The organism is Avibacterium sp. 20-126 (genome assembly GCF_044358625.1).
Taxonomy (GTDB): domain Bacteria; phylum Pseudomonadota; class Gammaproteobacteria; order Enterobacterales; family Pasteurellaceae; genus Avibacterium.
On sequence record NZ_CP091457.1, the window covers coordinates 1,014,581 to 1,031,413 of the forward strand.

Annotated in this window: 17 protein-coding genes; 10 read left to right on the plus strand and 7 right to left on the minus strand. The window is 46.5% G+C overall.

Annotated elements, in window-relative coordinates; all coding sequences use genetic code 11:
* Positions 1 to 26: 26 nt before the first annotated feature.
* A complete protein-coding gene (gene tyrA / locus L4F91_RS04690) occupies positions 27 to 1,151 on the plus strand; it encodes a bifunctional chorismate mutase/prephenate dehydrogenase (RefSeq protein ID WP_395897599.1) in 1,125 nt (374 codons plus the stop codon).
* 210 nt (positions 1,152 to 1,361) lie between these two features.
* Here tyrA and rarD read toward each other — a convergent pair whose 3' ends face one another.
* Complete coding sequence (rarD, locus tag L4F91_RS04695; RefSeq protein WP_395897601.1) at positions 1,362 to 2,243, minus strand: EamA family transporter RarD; 882 nt, start codon at positions 2,241 to 2,243, stop codon at positions 1,362 to 1,364.
* A 216-nt stretch (positions 2,244 to 2,459) separates the two neighbouring features.
* Positions 2,460 to 4,013: a carboxylesterase/lipase family protein gene (locus L4F91_RS04700; protein WP_395897603.1), complete on the minus strand. Its 1,554-nt coding sequence runs from the start codon at positions 4,011 to 4,013 to the stop codon at positions 2,460 to 2,462.
* 128 nt (positions 4,014 to 4,141) lie between these two features.
* Here L4F91_RS04700 and L4F91_RS04705 point away from each other — a divergent pair, with 128 nt between their 5' ends.
* The 5 genes from L4F91_RS04705 (at position 4,142) to L4F91_RS04725 (ending at position 8,013) form a co-directional block, all read left to right on the plus strand.
* The gene (locus tag L4F91_RS04705) at positions 4,142 to 5,008 is read left to right on the plus strand and encodes a LysR family transcriptional regulator (RefSeq protein WP_395897605.1); all 867 of its coding nucleotides are present in this window, start codon (positions 4,142 to 4,144) and stop codon (positions 5,006 to 5,008) included.
* Positions 5,009 to 5,500: 492 nt separating this feature from the next.
* Positions 5,501 to 5,812, plus strand: a complete 312-nt coding sequence (locus tag L4F91_RS04710) for an ArsR/SmtB family transcription factor (protein WP_395897607.1) — start codon at positions 5,501 to 5,503, stop codon at positions 5,810 to 5,812.
* Positions 5,813 to 5,869: 57 nt separating this feature from the next.
* Positions 5,870 to 6,328 (plus strand): nuclear transport factor 2 family protein, encoded by a 459-nt coding sequence (locus L4F91_RS04715; protein ID WP_250364498.1) that lies wholly within the window; start codon positions 5,870 to 5,872, stop codon positions 6,326 to 6,328.
* Entirely contained in the window at positions 6,321 to 6,692 is a 372-nt protein-coding gene (locus tag L4F91_RS04720; RefSeq protein ID WP_395897609.1) for a nuclear transport factor 2 family protein, read from the plus strand. The genes L4F91_RS04715 and L4F91_RS04720 overlap by 8 nt, the downstream gene beginning before the upstream one ends.
* A gap of 109 nt (positions 6,693 to 6,801) precedes the next feature.
* Positions 6,802 to 8,013 carry an NADH:flavin oxidoreductase/NADH oxidase family protein gene (locus L4F91_RS04725; protein ID WP_395897816.1) on the plus strand — a complete coding sequence of 404 codons (1,212 nt, stop codon included), beginning with the start codon at positions 6,802 to 6,804 and terminating at the stop codon, positions 8,011 to 8,013.
* Between the two features lie 307 nt (positions 8,014 to 8,320).
* Here the strand turns inward: L4F91_RS04725 and L4F91_RS04730 are convergent, their stop codons facing one another.
* Positions 8,321 to 8,911, minus strand: coding sequence for a TetR/AcrR family transcriptional regulator (locus L4F91_RS04730; RefSeq protein ID WP_395897611.1), 591 nt, complete (start codon positions 8,909 to 8,911; stop codon positions 8,321 to 8,323).
* 152 nt (positions 8,912 to 9,063) lie between these two features.
* On the opposite strand from L4F91_RS04730, the gene L4F91_RS04735 reads away from it, so the two are divergent.
* Genes L4F91_RS04735 through L4F91_RS04745 form a run of 3 tightly spaced genes read left to right on the plus strand, consistent with a single transcriptional unit; the run spans position 9,064 to position 12,039 of the window.
* Positions 9,064 to 10,011, plus strand: coding sequence for an HlyD family secretion protein (locus L4F91_RS04735; protein WP_395897613.1), 948 nt, complete (start codon positions 9,064 to 9,066; stop codon positions 10,009 to 10,011).
* Positions 10,004 to 10,924 carry an ABC transporter ATP-binding protein gene (locus L4F91_RS04740; protein WP_395897615.1) on the plus strand — a complete coding sequence of 307 codons (921 nt, stop codon included), beginning with the start codon at positions 10,004 to 10,006 and terminating at the stop codon, positions 10,922 to 10,924. Before L4F91_RS04735 ends, L4F91_RS04740 begins: the two co-directional genes overlap by 8 nt.
* Positions 10,921 to 12,039: an ABC transporter permease gene (locus L4F91_RS04745; protein ID WP_395897617.1), complete on the plus strand. Its 1,119-nt coding sequence runs from the start codon at positions 10,921 to 10,923 to the stop codon at positions 12,037 to 12,039. Before L4F91_RS04740 ends, L4F91_RS04745 begins: the two co-directional genes overlap by 4 nt.
* Positions 12,040 to 12,272: 233 nt before the next feature.
* Here L4F91_RS04745 and L4F91_RS04750 read toward each other — a convergent pair whose 3' ends face one another.
* Entirely contained in the window at positions 12,273 to 13,376 is a 1,104-nt protein-coding gene (locus tag L4F91_RS04750; protein ID WP_395897619.1) for an MBL fold metallo-hydrolase, read from the minus strand.
* Between the two features lie 242 nt (positions 13,377 to 13,618).
* On the opposite strand from L4F91_RS04750, the gene L4F91_RS04755 reads away from it, so the two are divergent.
* Complete coding sequence (locus L4F91_RS04755; RefSeq protein ID WP_395897621.1) at positions 13,619 to 13,822, plus strand: hypothetical protein; 204 nt, start codon at positions 13,619 to 13,621, stop codon at positions 13,820 to 13,822.
* Between the two features lie 11 nt (positions 13,823 to 13,833).
* Here L4F91_RS04755 and L4F91_RS04760 read toward each other — a convergent pair whose 3' ends face one another.
* From L4F91_RS04760 to L4F91_RS04770, 3 genes are all read right to left on the minus strand, one after another.
* Positions 13,834 to 14,340 (minus strand): SRPBCC family protein, encoded by a 507-nt coding sequence (locus tag L4F91_RS04760; RefSeq protein WP_395897623.1) that lies wholly within the window; start codon positions 14,338 to 14,340, stop codon positions 13,834 to 13,836.
* 64 nt (positions 14,341 to 14,404) lie between these two features.
* On the minus strand, positions 14,405 to 15,838 hold the full coding sequence (locus tag L4F91_RS04765) for an aldehyde dehydrogenase family protein (protein ID WP_395897625.1): 1,434 nt from the start codon (positions 15,836 to 15,838) through the stop codon (positions 14,405 to 14,407).
* A 127-nt stretch (positions 15,839 to 15,965) separates the two neighbouring features.
* A complete protein-coding gene (locus L4F91_RS04770) occupies positions 15,966 to 16,811 on the minus strand; it encodes an SDR family NAD(P)-dependent oxidoreductase (protein WP_395897627.1) in 846 nt (281 codons plus the stop codon).
* Positions 16,812 to 16,833: the final 22 nt, after the last annotated feature.

Here is a 16,833-nt window from a genome sequence, read left to right on the forward strand (position 1 = left end):
AACTGTAAAGAAATAAGGACAACAATGTGGACGCCCTAAAAGCACTGCGTACAGAAATTGATACACTAGATCAAGAATTATTGCAATTATTCGCAAAACGGTTGGCATTGGTAAAAAAAGTGGGAGAAATAAAACATCAACAAGGTTTACCTATTTATGTACCAAATCGTGAAGCAGAAATGTTGCAAGCAAGACGACAAGAAGCAGAAAAACTTGGTGTACCGCCTGATTTAATCGAAGATGTACTACGTCGTTTAATGCGAGAATCTTACACCAGAGAAAATCAATTTGGTTTTAAAACCATTAATCCAAACATTAAAAAAATTGTTATTGTTGGCGGAAATGGAAAGCTAGGCGGATTATTCGGGCGTTATCTACAGCTTTCTGGCTATCAAGTTGAAAATTTAGGGCGAAATGATTGGGACCAAGCAGACGAGATTCTATCGGGCGCAGATGTAGTCATTGTCTCTGTACCCATCGTAAACACAGTAGAAACTATCGAACGCCTTGCCCCTTATTTAACCGAAAATATGCTACTCACCGATCTCACTTCGGTGAAAAAAGCCCCACTTGCTAAAATGCTAGAAGTGCATAAGGGGGCAGTAGTGGGCTTGCACCCAATGTTCGGGCCAGATATTGCAAGTATGGCAAAACAAGTTGTTGTGCGTTGTGATGGGCGTTATCCTGAGCGCTATCAATGGCTGTTAGATCAAATCAGTATTTGGGGCGCGAAGATTTATCAAGTGGATGCGGCAGAACACGATCAAAGTATGACTTATATTCAAGCTTTACGCCATTTTGCTACCTTCGCCAATGGGCTACATTTATCCAAACAACCCGTGGAATTAGCTAAATTATTAGCATTATCTTCCCCCATTTACCGCTTAGAATTAGCCATGATTGGGCGTCTATTCGCTCAAGATGGGGCATTATATGCCGATATTATTATGGATAAACCCGAAAACCTTGAAGTGATCGAAAGCCTAAAACAAAGTTATGAAGAAAGTCTCACTTTTTTTGAAAACGGCGATAAACAAGGTTTTATCAACGCATTTGAAAAAGTGCGTGATTGGTTTGGCGATTATTCAGAACAATTTCTTAAAGAAAGTCGTCAATTATTACAACAAGCGAATGACTATAGACATCAGTAAATTATAGATTTGCATCGTATTATCGGCTTTCAACATTGACTTCTAATGAGCAGACGTTCTCTGCTCATTCTCATATTTAATCATCTTGCCAAATATTGTGGAATTTTAGGAACACGTGAGATCATAAGTGCGGTGTAAAATAAGGTCATTTTTTATTTTTAACCTGAGTGGTTAAGAAAAAAACAACTCCAACACTCAGGTCAAAAAGTTTTATCTTTTAACCATTTTTCTCCGATTCTTCCTCACCCTCTCCGCACTTACCAAGAAAATCGCAAGCCATATTAGGGCAAAAGCGGCAAGTTTGGCACCGCCGACAGGTTCGTGATAGACAAAGACGGCAAGCATCAGCACAAGCGAGGGCGTGAGGTATTGCAGCATGGCAAGGGTGTTGAGCGGCAGGCGTAAGGCGGCAAGGTTAAAGGTGATGAGCGGCACCAAGGTCAGCACACCGCATAAAAAGAGCAAAAAGCCCGTTAAATCAAAAGCAAAATGGGTCGGATAATAGGCAAGATAGCCCAAGGCAAAGGGCAGCATCAGCGTGGTTTCCACCAGTAATCCTGCCATCGCCCCGACAGCGGCTTTTTTACGCAAAGTGGCGTAAAGTGCGGTAAAAACCGCCAAACAAACGGCAATCCACGGCAAGTTGCCTGCCAAAAAGATTTCTAGGGCAACGGCGAGAATAACCAGCACAAAGGCGGTTTTGCCCACAGGGCTTAAGCGTTCGCCAAACAGCCAAAAGCCCAGCACCATCTGCACAATGGGGGCGATGAAGTTGCCAAGGGCGGCATCGGCCATTCTGTCCGTTACGATGGCATAAATATAAATGCCCCAAGCAAGGGCAATGGTGCTGCCGCTCATCAAAAGCAGCAGCAAGCTGCGTCTGCTACCGATAACGGTTTTGACGCTCTGCCACTGCCTGTTTAGGCTGATAAAAACAAGCAGCAGCAATAAAGAAAAGAGAATGCGAAACACGATGATTTCTGTCGCCCCAACGCCTTGCAGCAGTTTAAAGACAAGCGGGGTTAATCCCCAAATCAGCATGGTGATGATGGCGTAGATTAGCCCTGCTTTTTGTTCGTTTAAAGGGTTCATTTTTTATCCTTGTGTTTTTATGAATTTATGGATGATTTTAGCATGCTAGTGCTTTACTGATTAGCCCTGATTTTGGATAGGGTTTATTGAAATTTTGCGGTAATGGATTTGTTTTTATGGCAAAAGTCAAAGAATCAGGCTGCCTGAAAACTTACGTTTTTTGTTTTCAGGCAGCTTTTGATTTGCTAAAGCACGATGCTCAAAAAGCTAGCTGCATCAATAAATGCCTGTTTTGTCCCAAAAATCGCAATGATGCTGCGATAAGGCTTGCTCACGCATTTCGGCAGCAGGCAGTTTTAGCAGCAGATAGTTTTCTTTTTGGGCATCAAATTTCTGCCATTTGCTGTTTTCTGGGTTGGTTAAGGCTGCCCATAATTGCATCATCTCTTCTGAGAGTTTGTCTTGCAGCGGATTGAGCGTGGTTTTTAGGCCGCTGCCGCCGTGAAAGCCACGAAAGAGATAGGGCAGTTCATAGGTATGGCCAGCACCGATGGGAAAGGTAGCAGGCATCAGATAGCTGGGGGCTGTGTGGTCGGCAAAAACATAACCATAAGTGGGGGTGTAGCGTGAAGCCCAATGGTTCGCCTGATTGGCAACGCAGGCAAAAAAGGCAGAGGTGAATACATCGGCATAGGCTTCGGCAATGCTGTCATACTTTTCTGGCGGAAATTGTTGCATGACTTTTGGGGTGAGTGCTTTGCCTAGGGTTTGTTCAAGTGCGGCTTGATAGTCGGCTTTTGTCATGGGGTTGCCTGTTAGGTTTTCCATGAGACCTGCAAAAAATCTTCCTTCGTTGCGTGTGATGCCATTGACCAGTGTTACACGGTTAAAGCGTCCATTTTTGATGGCATCGGCTGGGTGCTCCTGAAGAAAACTGCCGTCAATCATGCCTTGCTGCAACGCATTGCTCATATTTTGCTCGCTAAGAATTTTATGTAATGGCAATTGACGCAGGCAATTTGCGGTGTCTTTTTGACAGCCGACTGCATCAACGAATTTTTGATTCATCGCTCTGGCTCTTTGCAGGGAAAAGGGGGCGAAAAAGACGGGTTCACGCAGCATACTGATACCGCCGCTCATAGAAATGGCGTGCTGAAATTTATTTTTGCTCCAAGGCGAAACAACCTGTGCCAATACGGCATTGCCGCCTGATGATTCACCAAAAATGGTGATATTTTTTGGATTGCCGCCGAACTGGGCAATATTTTTTTGCACCCAATCTAAGGCAAGGCTTTGATCCATATAGCCGTAATTGCCAAAAGCGTGTCCCTCGCTGTCTAAAGATGAATGGCTGAAAAATCCCAAGACGCCCAAGCGGTAGTTTAGGGTAACAACCACGGCATGGGCTTTTTTGGCAAGCTCGGACGGATTGTAGTCATCGCTGGCACCGACCAACCACGCACCGCCATGAATCCAAAACAACACGGGCAAATGATCATAAGCTTTCGCATCTTTTGGAGCAAAAACATTGATAAACAAACAATCTTCGCTACCGCCAGCTTTGCCGAAAGAGCCCAAATCGGTATTTTGCGGGCATTGTGCACCATATTTTGTGGCATCTTTGATGCCCTGCCAGTTTTTGGCCTTTTGCGGCGGCTGCCAACGCAGAGAACCGACAGGCGGCTCGGCATAAGGGATACCTTTATAAAACTGTACGCCATCTGCCAATCCGCCGCGTAATTTCCCATTTTCAATCTGTACCGTTTGTGCCATAGCCGCAGAAGTCATCACAAGACTGAGCATGGCGAATTTTTTCATGATTTTTTTCATTACTGGGTTTCCTTAACCGTTTACGTATTGGCGTTATTATCGTTTTTTCTTCTTTGGCGGTACATTGGTATTTAATTATGCTAGTATTTGTTTAAGTTATACTAAAGTGATGAGAATAAGGTGAAGATATGGAGCTGACGCAGTTAAAACAATTTATCAAAGTGGCAGAATATGAGAGCTTAAGCGAGGCGGCAGCTGTTCTGCATATTTCACAGCCAGCACTTAGTGCCATGGTAAAGCGGCTTGAAGCAGAACTTGGTGTTATGCTGTTTGAGCGTAAAAAGAATGCCATCAAGCTTAATGAAATGGGCAGGAATGCCTTGGTGTATGCACAGGCGGTTGTGGCAAAAGCCGAGGAGATGAAGGCGTATTTTTTAGAACAGGCAGACGATTTTTGCCATATCAAATTTGGCTTTTGCGATGCTGGCATTATGTGGTTTTTGTTACCAAAATTTTCTTTATTGCCAGAGCAGTATTCTGTAAAAACCAGCCGATTTGAATTTCTTAAAAAAGGTCAGGCAGAGCTGTGTTCAGGTCAGTATGATGTGGTTATCAGCAGTCAGAAGTTTGACGATGAATGCGATGGCAACGCCATAGCCAGCCATTTTTTGCTGACCGATCGGGCATTATTGTCCGTCCCCAAAAATCATCCGCTTGCCAAACATACCAGCCTATCTTTAGAAGATATCCTTCCTTATAAAGTCTTGCAGTTAAATGTACAGGGGCATTTTTGGGGAAAAATCAGCCAGTATCTTGCCAAGCATCTGCCAAGTTTATTCATTGATTATGAAGATGATTTTATGACTTTTCAGCAGCGGCTGATTGAGAGCGATTTTCTGTCTTTTTCCAGCCAATTGGCTCAGACTTACCGTGATGACGGAGATGGCCGTTTATTGATTCCGCTAAAAGATGAGGTATGCCAGATTGATTATTTTTTAAACTTTTTGACGGTCAAAGAAAAAAGACTAAAAAAACTGCTTGATTTGATTTTATAGCCGTCTTTAAGTTCAAAAAGAGCAAAAGGCTGCCTGAAAGCAAAACTCAAGTTTTCAGGTAGCCTTTTTATTGGGAAAAGGGGATTAAAAGAGCGGTCAAAAATCTTCAAGGTTTTTATCCTGATTTGATGGGTTTTCGTTTTGATTTTTAAATGATTTTTCTAATAACTCGGGTGAAAATTCATAGTGAATAATACCGCTATTTAAAAGCGTATTTTTTTCAGGCTGCTTGAAAACATCAAAATAGCGTTTTTAAACCGCTCGATGCTTTAGCAAGTCTTAAAATCAGCATAAGAGAGCATTGGGGGAATGATTGCCCAAATAGCAGCCGTGCTGATTTTACCCAAGTTTTCATCGTGATGATGGTGCCGATTATCCAAAAAGGCTTGACCGCACCGATGGATTAAGGCACAATGCGTCCAAGTTTTTAAACCTATAAACAGAATATTATAGTCGCTTAAATTTAAACGAAAAAAGTTGCCCATCTGCCCTATGTCAGCCCAAACCAAAGCCATCTTAAAACAATGTATCCCCACTTTTTCCATTTTGGCGGACGAAAACCGCCACGAGATTTTGGATTTATTGATTATTCACGGCAAATTAAATGTCAATGAGCTTACCGAAAAAATCCATTTATCCCGTCCTGCGGTGTCGCACCATTTAAAGCTTATGCTTCAGGCGGGGCTGGTGCAGGTTACGCAAGTGGGCAAGGAGCGTTATTATTTTGCGACTTTGGAGGATTCTGCCCTTTTGCTAAAAGCACTGGTTGAGTCATTGCAAGAGCATTGTGGCTGGAGCGGATAGCTTACGGATAGGACAAAGTTTTTAGACTTCCCAAAAGACTTTTTATAAGGAAAAATCATGAACCCTTTATTACAGCAATTATTAGACCGCCAAGCACTGCGTGATGTCGTTGATACCTTCTCTAATTTAGCGGACGAATGGCGGATTCACGAACAGGTTGTGCAACTCTTTACCCCTGATGCGGTGGTTAATACGCACATCAATGGGCAATTGGTGTATGAAATGCAGGGACACGAAGAGATTGAACGGGTTTTTACCGATTTTACCAAGCAGTTTGACACCATGTATCACGCAAACGGTCAGCATACGGTAACTTTTCATAGTGAAACTCATGCAAGTGCCGTCTTGTATTGCATGGTGAAATTGGCAAATGCTGCCGAAATTCAAACCCATTCGGTACGTTATCTTGATGACTTTATTAAACAAGATGATAAGTGGCTGATTCAAAAACGTGTGGCTCATTTTATGATAAGCGAAACACAAAGCAAATCCGCTTCAAAAAGCCCAAATGAATAATATGGCAATGACAGAACAAAGCCTGATTGAGCAAGTTTTTGATGACTATATGCAGGCGGTTATTAAGGTCGATATTGACACCCTTTATCGATTAACCGAAAGCGATTTTACGCTGACGCACGTTACAGGCACTGTGCAATCATTGGCGGATTATGTGCAATTCATTCAAGAAGGCACTTTTCATTATTACTCCTATCATAAGCAATTGAGTGAAATTACGGTCGATGGACAACATGCCAAGATGTATGTACGTGGTGAAACAGATGCCAGCATTTATGGCATAAGAAAAGTGTGGAAAATCGGTCAAACGCTATCCTTAATCCATAATGGACAAGCGTGGAAAATCAGCAAAATTGTGGTGTAGCACTTTTCAGGCAGCCTGAAACGGCATGATAGGTTTAGGCTGTTTTATTTTTAACCTTATAGGTTTACATTCTTAAACCTATAAACTCTCTTACAAGGAAATCCAAGTGATGTTATTTGAATCTTTCACTTTTAAAAACGGCAAAACCGCCAAAAACCGCTTTTTTAAATCGGCGATGGAAGAGCAGCTTGCCGTCCATAACCATGTCAGCGATAAATTGGTCAAACTCTACGACACTTGGGCAAAAGGCGGTGCGGGCATACTGGTTACGGGCAATGTGATGATTTGCCAGCAAGGCAAAGGTTCGCCAGATGATGTCGTGCTATCTGATGACGGCGATTTGCCGATGCTCAAGAAATGGGCAACAGCAGGCACGCAAGACAACACCCTGCTCATCATGCAAATCAACCACGCAGGCAAGCAATCGCCCAAAGCCCTAAACACCGAACCTGTCGCCCCAAGTGCCGTGCCGCTTAGCGGCATGGAGAGCTTTTTTAATCCACCCAGAGCTTTGACGATACCCGAAATTCATACCTTGATTGAGCAATTTGCCAAAACCGCCCAACTTGCCGAACAAGCAGGCTTTTCAGGCGTACAGATTCATGCGGCACACGGCTACCTGATTAGCCAATTTTTATCGCCTCACCACAACCGCCGTGATGATGAATATGGCGGCAGTTTGGACAATCGCATGCGGTTTTTGGTCGCCATTTATGAGGCGATTCGGGCAGCGGTGCAGCCTGAATTTTTGGTGGGTGTGAAACTCAATTCCGCCGATTTTCAAAAAGGCGGCTTTGATGAGAGCGAATCGGTGCAGGTGATTGCCAAATTAAGTGAGCTTGGGATTGATTTTATTGAAGTCTCGGGCGGTAATTATGAAAGCCCTGTGATGCTGTCAAGCAAGGCAAGTTCACAAAAACGCGAGGCCTATTTTTTGGATTACGCCCAAAAAGCACGCACGGTTAGCCAAGTGCCGCTTATTATTACAGGCGGATTTCGTTCGCAAAATGCGATGAATGATGCACTAACAAGCGGTGAACTCGATTTTGTCGGCGTGGCACGCCCATTTGCGTTAGTGCCTGATTTACCCAATCAAATCCAAGCTGGAACATACCAAACTGTTGAACTCAAACCCGTTGCCACAGGGGTTGCCAAAATTGATGAAAAAATGGGGTCGGTGCTTGAAATGGGCTGGTATATGTATCAAATGGCACGCATGGGCGTTGGGAAAAAGCCAGACCCAAACACATCGGCATGGCGGATTTTGTGGCGGACGCTTTGGCAAAATGGCAAGGCGGGTTTAAAAAGCAGTCGGGTTTGATGCTGCGGTTGCTGTTTTAAATTTAAACGGTTGAAAGGCTGCCTGAGCATGTTGGTTTTAAGTTTTCAGGCTGCCTTTTGATGAAAAATAAAATGAAAAAACACGGTCAATTTTTTGCCGTGATTTGATGATTTTTCGCTTTAATTTTTAAACCCTTTTTCTACCCACTCGGGTGAAAATTTACGTATCAAATAAATTGTTATTCTTTCAATCAGGCTGCCTGAATATTTAAAATTTTCAGGCAGCCTTTTTTTCTTTTAAGCGATAAACAGCAGCTTACGCACGCATCATCAAGGCTTGATGCGGTTTATTTGGGTTTATTTTGCCCCATGGGGTGTAAGTCTTTAATCACCGAAAGCATGGCTTCCCATTCGCCAATCATTTGGGCGGGCGGCATGAGTTTGCCGCTTGCAAGCTGGCGTTTGACGCTGTGCAAAAGTAGGTGGGCAAACATTTCGCCGTGATAATCCCAGTCTTGCTTGGGATTTTTTTGTTTGGCAAGTTCGATAAAGGTGTGTTTGACGGATAAAAAGATGTCGTCATAGAGGTGGTGGCGTTTGGTTTTGATTTTAAAGAGGGCGGGCAAAATGGGACGCATTTTGGCAAAAAATGTTATCCGCTCTTCGGTGAGCTGTGCCGATTTTTCTTGGGCGGTGATGTCGTAAAACAAAATCGCCATCAATTTTTGGTATTCGGCTTTGACTTCGGCAATCATTTTGCCTGCCAAGTCACTTTTGCCTGAATAGTATTTGTAAAAGGTGGCTCGGTTAATCATGGCGGTATCGACAATGTCTTGCACGGAGATTTTGTCAAATGTTTTGTGTTCCAGCAGTTCAATCAGGGCGTTTCTGATGAGTTTGTGGGTGCGAAGGACACGCAGGTCGGTTTTTTGGGTCATAACGATTTCTTTATTCTTTGTATTTTTAACAATACATTTTTAAAAATATGTTTTGTTATCATAGCAGATAATGGCTTGATTGTGGGTAGGATTTTTTGACCATGAGATTAAAATAGGGGTCTGTTTTTATAAAAATTTTTTAAGGTTTTGTGATGGAAAGAGGCTTTTATTGGGCGGTGCTTTGGCTGCTGGCTGGCTGTGAGCAAACGCCTTTTTCGGGGTACAGCGGTTATGTTGAGGGGGATTGGCAGGTTGTGGCGGCGCCTGAATCGGGCTGGGTAACGGCCTTGCCTAAGGCAAATGGGGAGGCGGTAGCGGTCGGTGAGGTGCTGGCTCGCTTTGATGATGAGGGGCAGCGTTTGGCGGCAGATGAGGCTCGTGAGCAGATGCTTGCGGCAAAGGCGGCGTTTGAGGACAGTCTGTCGGGGGAGCGGCAGAGCCGTTTGAAGGGCTTTGAGGCGAAGGCGGCGGCTTTGCGGCTTAGGCTGCAGCAGGCTAGGCGTGATGCGAAGTGTTATACGGCTTTGGCTAAGGCGGACGCAGCGGCTAGGGCGGAGGCGGAGCAGGCGGTGTTGACGGTTCAGACGCTGCAGGAGCAGCTGCGGGCGGCGGAGGCGGATTTGGCGGCGGCAAGGCAGCCTGCCCGCAATGGGGTGCAGCTGCGTTTGAAGGCGGCTTGGCAGGCTTCGGAGCGGCATTGGGCTTTGGCTCAGTGGCACGTGGATAACCGTGCGGTCATAAGCCGTGCTGATGGGGTGTTGTATGAGCGTTATGTCAAGCTGGGGGAGTGGGTGTCTGCGGGTACGCCGATGTTTAAGGTGCTGCCTAAGGGGGCGCGTAAGGCGGTGTTTTATGTGCCAGAGGCGGTGCTGGCTCAGTTTCCTGTCGGCAGGCGGGTGAGGGTGTCGGGCGATGGGGTTGGGCAGCTGACGGCTGCGGTGGATAAGGTGGCTGTGTCGCCTGAGTATGCACCGCCGATGCTTTATGATGAACGTTCCCGTGGCTCGCTTCGTTTTCGTGTTGAGGCGACTCTTTTGGGGACGGCGGCCGATGTGGTGCCTTTTGGTTTGCCTGTGTCGGTGGAGGCTGAACATGACTGAGCTTGCGATTGATGTGCAGGGGCTAAATAAGCACTTTGGCGGTAAGACGGCGGTTGATCATGCGAGTATTGCCCAGCCTGTGGGCAGTGTGTGGGGGTTTCTTGGCCCCAATGGTTCGGGTAAGACGACCTGTATCCGTATGCTTTGCGGGCTTCTTGTGCCTGATGCGGGCAGGGGGCAGTGTCTGGGGTTTGATATTTTGACGCAGTCGGCAGAGATTAGACGCCGTACGGGTTATATGACGCAGAAGTTTAGTTTTTGGTCGGATTTGACGATTCGTGAGAATTTGGAGTTTGTTGCCCGTTTGTATCAGCTTGGCAATGTCAGAAAGGCGGTTGATGATAAGCTGGAAACGCTTGGGCTGGTACGCCGTCAGCATGAGCTGGCAGGCGGTCTGTCGGGCGGCTGGAAGCAGCGGCTGGCTTTGGCAGCGGTTACACTGCATTCGCCGAAACTTTTGTTGCTTGATGAGCCGACCGCTGGGGTTGATCCTGAAGCACGGCGGACGTTTTGGCAGGAGATTTACCGTCTGTCGCAGGAGGGCATGACGGTGCTGGTTTCTACCCATTATATGGACGAGGCGGAGCGGTGCGACCGTATGGTTTATTTGGCTTACGGCAAAATGCTGGCATCAGGCACGGCGGCCGATATGATTAAAAAGAGCGGGCTTGTTGCCCGTGTCAGCCGTACGGGCGATGATGTCCGTCAGTATGTGGAGCCTTTGCTGGCTTTGCCTGAAGTGGAAAATGTGAATTTTTCAGGCGGCCGTCTGCACGCAGTGGGCCATGAGGGCGGCAGTCTTGATGCGGCACTTGCAAAGTTTGGGCAATCGCTTGACTGGCAGGCAGAAATTCCTTCTCTTGACGATGCGTTTATCGCTTTAGAAAAGCAAAGCGGAGGGGATTTGCGATGAGGGCGTTTTTTTCTCATGTTTGGGCGGTGCTGGTGAAGGAATTTTTGCAGATGCGGCGCGACCGCACGACCTTTGCGATGATGCTGGCCATTCCGCTTTTGGAGCTTTTTTTGTTTGGCTACGCCATCAATATGCGGCCTCAGCATTTGCCGTTTGCGGTTCAGAGCAGCGACAGCACCGAGATAACCCGCTCAATCCGTTCGGCCATGGTGCAGTCGGGCTATTTTTTGGATAAGGGCGACAGCCGTGCCGAGGAGGGTGAGCGGCTTTTGCAAAGCGGCAAGGTGAATTTTATTTTGGTGATTCCGCCTGATTTTTCTAAGCAGCTTGTCCGTGGTGAAAAACCGCAGATTTTACTCAAGGCCGATGCCAGTGATCCTTCGGCAAGCGGTGCCAGTGCTTATTTTGCCGAGATTGTGCAGCAGGCTTTGCACCCTTATCAGAGGGATTACAGGCTTGCTTTGCCTGAACGGCCTGTGCAGACGGTGGTGCATCATCTGTACAATCCCAAAAGCATCACGCAGTACAACATTGTACCGGGGCTGCTTGGCATTATTTTGCAGATGACGGGCGTGATGATGACTGCCATCACCATGAGCCGTGAGCGGGAACGTGGTACGCTTGAAAATCTGTTGGCGATGCCCGTGCGGCCGCTTGAGGTGATGCTTGGCAAGATTCTGCCCTATATCGGCGTGGGCATTGTGAAAAGTTTGGTGATTATTGTGGCAGGCAAATGGCTGTTTGCCGTGCCGTTTTTGGGGTCGGCGTGGCTTTTGTCGGCGGGCTTGGCACTGTTTTTGTCGGCCAGTTTGATTTTGGGCTTTGCCATCAGCACCATGGCACAGTCGCAGCTTCAGGCATTGCAGCTGACGTTCTTTTTCTTTTTGCCCTCCATGATGCTCTCAGGCTTTATGTTTCCTTTTCGTGGTATGCCGATGTGGGCACAGTATATCGGCGAGGTGCTGCCTGTTACCCACATTCTGAGGATTGTCCGTGGCATTATGCTAAAAGATGCTGATATGTCCGCATTGGCAGGCGATTTTGCAGCGTTGTCGGTCTTTACGTTGCTGATGGGCTGGGTGGCGGTCAAGCGGTACAAAACCACCATGGGATAATGGGCAAAGGCTGCCTGAAAGTTTAGAAATAGGATTTTCAGGTAGCGTTTTTATTGTTAAAGGATAAAAGAGCGGTTAAAAATCTTGAAGTTTTTATCGCTGTGATTTGATGATCTTAGCTTTTATTTTTAAATGATTTTTCTACTGACTTGGGTGAAAATGGATATTGAATTCAATCACTATTTAAAAGCATATTTTTTCAATCAGTCCGCCCAAAAACTCAAAGGTTTGCTTTATTCCCACCACTTATCTTTTACCTCTTTTTTTTGAGTCAAATCCCAAACCTCGCCAATTTTGGGGACGGCATAGCGAATGTGCTCACGCTCGGCGTTTTCGCTAAAGCGTTTTAAAGGTTCGTTCCAATCATGGGTTGCCAGTTCAAATTTACTGTGGTGCACCGTGATGACCGTGTGGGGGTTTAAGTCTTTGATGGCGTGGATTAAATCATCGGGCAAGAGGTGTATCTGTGCCCAGTCTTTGCTATATTGCCCGTTTTCCAAGATGGCAAGGCTGATATTGGGGTAGGTTTTGCCGATGGTTTGAAAATAGGGGTCGTAACCGCTGTCGCCGCCAAGATAGATGGTTTCGCTCGGTGTTTGCAAAAGATACGATGCCCAAAGGGTGTTGTTGGACGATAAGGCTCGTCCTGATGCGTGGCGGGCAGGCAAGGCGGTGAGCTCAAAGCCTTGTGCCAGCTTAATTTTTTGCTGCCAGTCAAGTTCGATGATTTGCTCTGGCCGATAGCCCCAGCGTGCCAAATGTGCACCCACGCCCAAAGGGGCAATGACTTTGCCAACACGTTCCTTAATCCGTTTGACGGTATCGTATTCCAAATGGTCGTAGTGGTCGTGGGTGATGATGAGGTAATCAACCGCTGGCAAATCATCGGCTTGATAAATGTCTGTGCCTAAAAAGGGCTTACCGCCAAAGGGCAAGGGGGTGATGGCGGTCAATACGGGGTCTATCAAGAAGCGTTTGCCGTCAAGCTGCATGAAATAGGTGGAATGCCCAAGCCAGACATACGCATTCTTATCGTGTGGCAGCTGTGTTAAATCGGTTTTGATGGCAGGAACGGGGGTGCTTGGTCGCACGTTTTTGTTGCCATGAAACAGAAAATCCCACGTTGCCCGCACCATGCTTTTGTCGCCTGTGATGGTTTGGGTGGGGGTGAGGTTGTGGAATTTGCCATTTTGATAATGGAGCGATGCCTGCATACGCTGCAAGCGTTCGCCTGTCGGTTTGGCTCCAAAAATAGGAAGCTGCAGATAAGCAAAAACGCAGAGGGCAAGAAATACAATAATGGCAAGAATCCAAATAAGCATGGTTAATTTTCTCATAAATTGTCAAAGCCTTTATGGGCAATAAAGGGGTTAAATCTTGGGTAATGGCTTTATAGTCATTTAAATTCAAACGAGTACTGCGTTAAAGGCTCCCTTATGTACTTTTTTGTACACTGCGGTCGCCTTTTCCTTGTCTTCGTTTGAATTTAAGCGACGATAATTCGTTGCCACCTTGTCTCATTTTTATTTTAAAAGACGATATTTTTCGCTGATTTTATGCCATGAAAAATAAGGCGGCAATGCTGTCTTTTTTCGGTATTATCGTTCCACAAAAGCGGTGCTGCTCATTAAGCATTTCTATCGGCAAAGGGTTAAGCCTTTATCAAACTTTACTGTGTTATTTTTCAGGCAGCCTGAAAATAAAACACCGCCCAAATTTAACTTCAGACGGCTTAACTTCTGATGTCCATCTAAAACGGCAAAATCTGCTAAACATCTGCTAAAAATACATCTGCTAAAAATCGGCAAAACGCCGTTCGCATTCGGCCTTTAATTCACGGTTAAACTGCATAAAGGGTTCAAGCTGCGAAGCGGTTAGGATTTGGGCGTTCATCGGGATTTGCGTGCCATCTGAAAGCTGTAATTGTCCCCGTCCTGTGTGCGTGTCTTTTTGGATAAAGCGGGTTTGCCCGTTGCCTGCGTCATTGACGATATAGTGATGATTGTCCCGCATGCCTGCAATCACGTTAAATTCGTCCGACCACCAAAATTTCACGCCGTCCACAACATAGACCGTATGCGGTGCTTTAACATATTCATCGCCGTTTTGATACAGCGAATAGACCTGACCGCCATGTTTTAAGCGGCCTTCAATACCTTTAAAGGTAGAAGACCAATTTGGCATGGCGGCAAAGTCGGTTAATACCGCCCACACCTGCTCGGGGGCGGCGTTAATGATGATGTCGGTGTGGATTTCATAAGTTTGTTCATCGTGCTTGATGATGTAGCCTGTTTCTTGCATAAATATTGTTCTTTTTCCTGTGCGGTGGGATTTGGCAAGATTTTGCTCATCTCACCGCATGCTTTTACCCGATAATTGCCTTCACTTCCAGATACGCATCTAAGCCATACACGCCAAATTCCCGTCCATAGCCCGATTGCTTAAAGCCGCCAAACGGGGCAAGTTCGTCATGAAAAGCCCCATTGATACATACACGTCCTGATTTTATTTGGTTGGCAAGATGATTGATGCGGCTGCGGTCTTTGCCTGTAATGTAGGCACCCAAGCCATACGGGGTGTCATTGGCAATGCGTATGGCATCGGCATCATCGTCATAGCCAATCACGCACAATACTGGCCCGAAAATTTCTTCTTGGGCGATACGCATCTTGTTATCCACATGGGTAAATATTGTAGGTTTTACAAAGGTGCCGTTTGCAAATTCGGCAGGTAAATGGTCGGGTTTACCCAAACCGCCGCCCAATAATTCGGCTTTGTCTTCTTCTAGGCCAATGCGGATATAGTTTTGCACCGTGTTCCAATGGGCTTTATTGACCATAGGGCCAACGGTGGTATCGGCATCTTGCGGTTTGCCCACTTTAACGGCGGTTGCCAAGGTTTGTTTTAAAAGTTCATTGACTTCAGGCAAGCGGTTTTTTGGCACAAGCAAACGGGTTGCTGCCACGCACGCCTGTCCGCTATTGATGTAGCAGGCAAACAATGCTTGCGGGATAGCGGTGGCAAAATCGGCATCGTCCAAAATAATGTTGGGTGCCTTGCCGCCCAATTCCAAAGTGATGCGTTTCATGGTGTCGGCACCGTTTTTGGCAATGGTTTTGCCTACACCTGTTGAGCCTGTAAACGTGATTTTGGCGACATCTGGGTGGCGGGTCAGTTCGTTGCCCACTACCGCACCTTTGCCCAATACAAAATTCACCACGCCTTTGGGCAAACCTGCTTCGTGGAAGCATTCGGCAATAAGCTCATTTTGCCCTGCTGAATATTCGCTTGCCTTAATCACGCAAGTACAGCCTGCTGCAATCGCTGATGATACCTTGGTCGCAATAAAGCCAGTAGTTGAGTTCCAAGGGATAATCACCCCGACCACGCCAACAGGCTCAAGGCGGACTTTAGAGTGTCCGACCGTGGGTTCTAGGTCGTAATCCACCAAGAGTTCTGCCATATTTTTAAAATCGGCTACCGCACCGCCTACCAGCAATTCGGTAAAATAGCGTGGGCAGCCATATTCGTCCATCATCATCTCTTCTAAGTCTTTTTGACGGCGTTTGAAGACTTCGTGCAATTTCCACAGATACGCTATGCGTTCTTCTTTGCTCGTTTGGCTAAAGGTTTTTAATGCGGTTTTGGCCGCAGCAATGGCGTTTTGGGCGTCCACTTCATCGGCAAGCGTAACGACAGCCATTTTTTCGCCCGTGGTTGGACGGAAAAGGTCTAGGGTTTCTGTGCCGTGTGGGGTAACAAATTCGCCGTTAATATAGATTTTATTAAAGATTTTCATCTCTGTTCCTTTTTATGGTTTTGCACCAAGCCCTTGCTATAAGAGGTGATGCGCTCTTTCACATGGGATAATGCTTATTGGGCTTCGACTTAAATGCCGTGTATGGATAAACCTTATACCGCTTAAATTAAGCATTCGGATTAAAGCCCGTCTTTCCCTCAATCGCCACCGAAACCGCCAAGGCCTCTTGAGCCTGCAAATGTGTCAGCTGAGCTTGATAAGCCTTTTGCAAAACATCAAAGGCATCAACGCCCAAAGCAGTACGCAGCGGCGGATTGCTCTCTTGGCACAAACCATAAATCGCAGCCGCCATTTTGGCAGGATCGCCAGCGATGTTGTCCTCGCCCGTCTTCTCAATATAATCACGCATATGTGCAAGACTTGTGCCTTGATAGGCTTCGCTCGGTGCCGTCCAATGCAGATTGTTTAAAAATTCACTCTTAATAGAACCAGGTTCAATAATGATGACCTTAATGCCAAATTCCGCAACCTCTTGAGCCAGTGTTTCGGCAAAGCCCTCCAGTCCGTATTTTGCCGCATGATACATAGAACCGCCTGCAAAAGCCGTGCGGCCGCCAATGCTTGTAATATAAACCAGCGTCCCCGACTTTCTGGCACGCAGCGCTGGCAAAAAGGCACGGCTGATGTGAATGGGTGCCAGCAAATTTAAATCAAGCTGTCCTTTGATGTCCGCATCGCTCATCTCCTCCATCGCCCCCAGCACCGCACCGCCTGCATTATTGACAATCACCGCCGCATCGGCGTGTTTTTCGGCCAAAGCATCAATATCCGCCCGCTTGGTAACGTCCAATTGCTCAACCGTTAGCAGATGGGGAAACTCGGCCGCCAACGCCGCCAAGCGTTCAGGACGGCGAACCCCCGCCACAACAGCCTGCCCCTGCGACAAAACCGTTTTAACCAACGCCAAACCCAAACCGCCTGACGCCCCAGTAATAAGCCATTTTTGTGTCATATCCATCACCTTTTAATAAAAA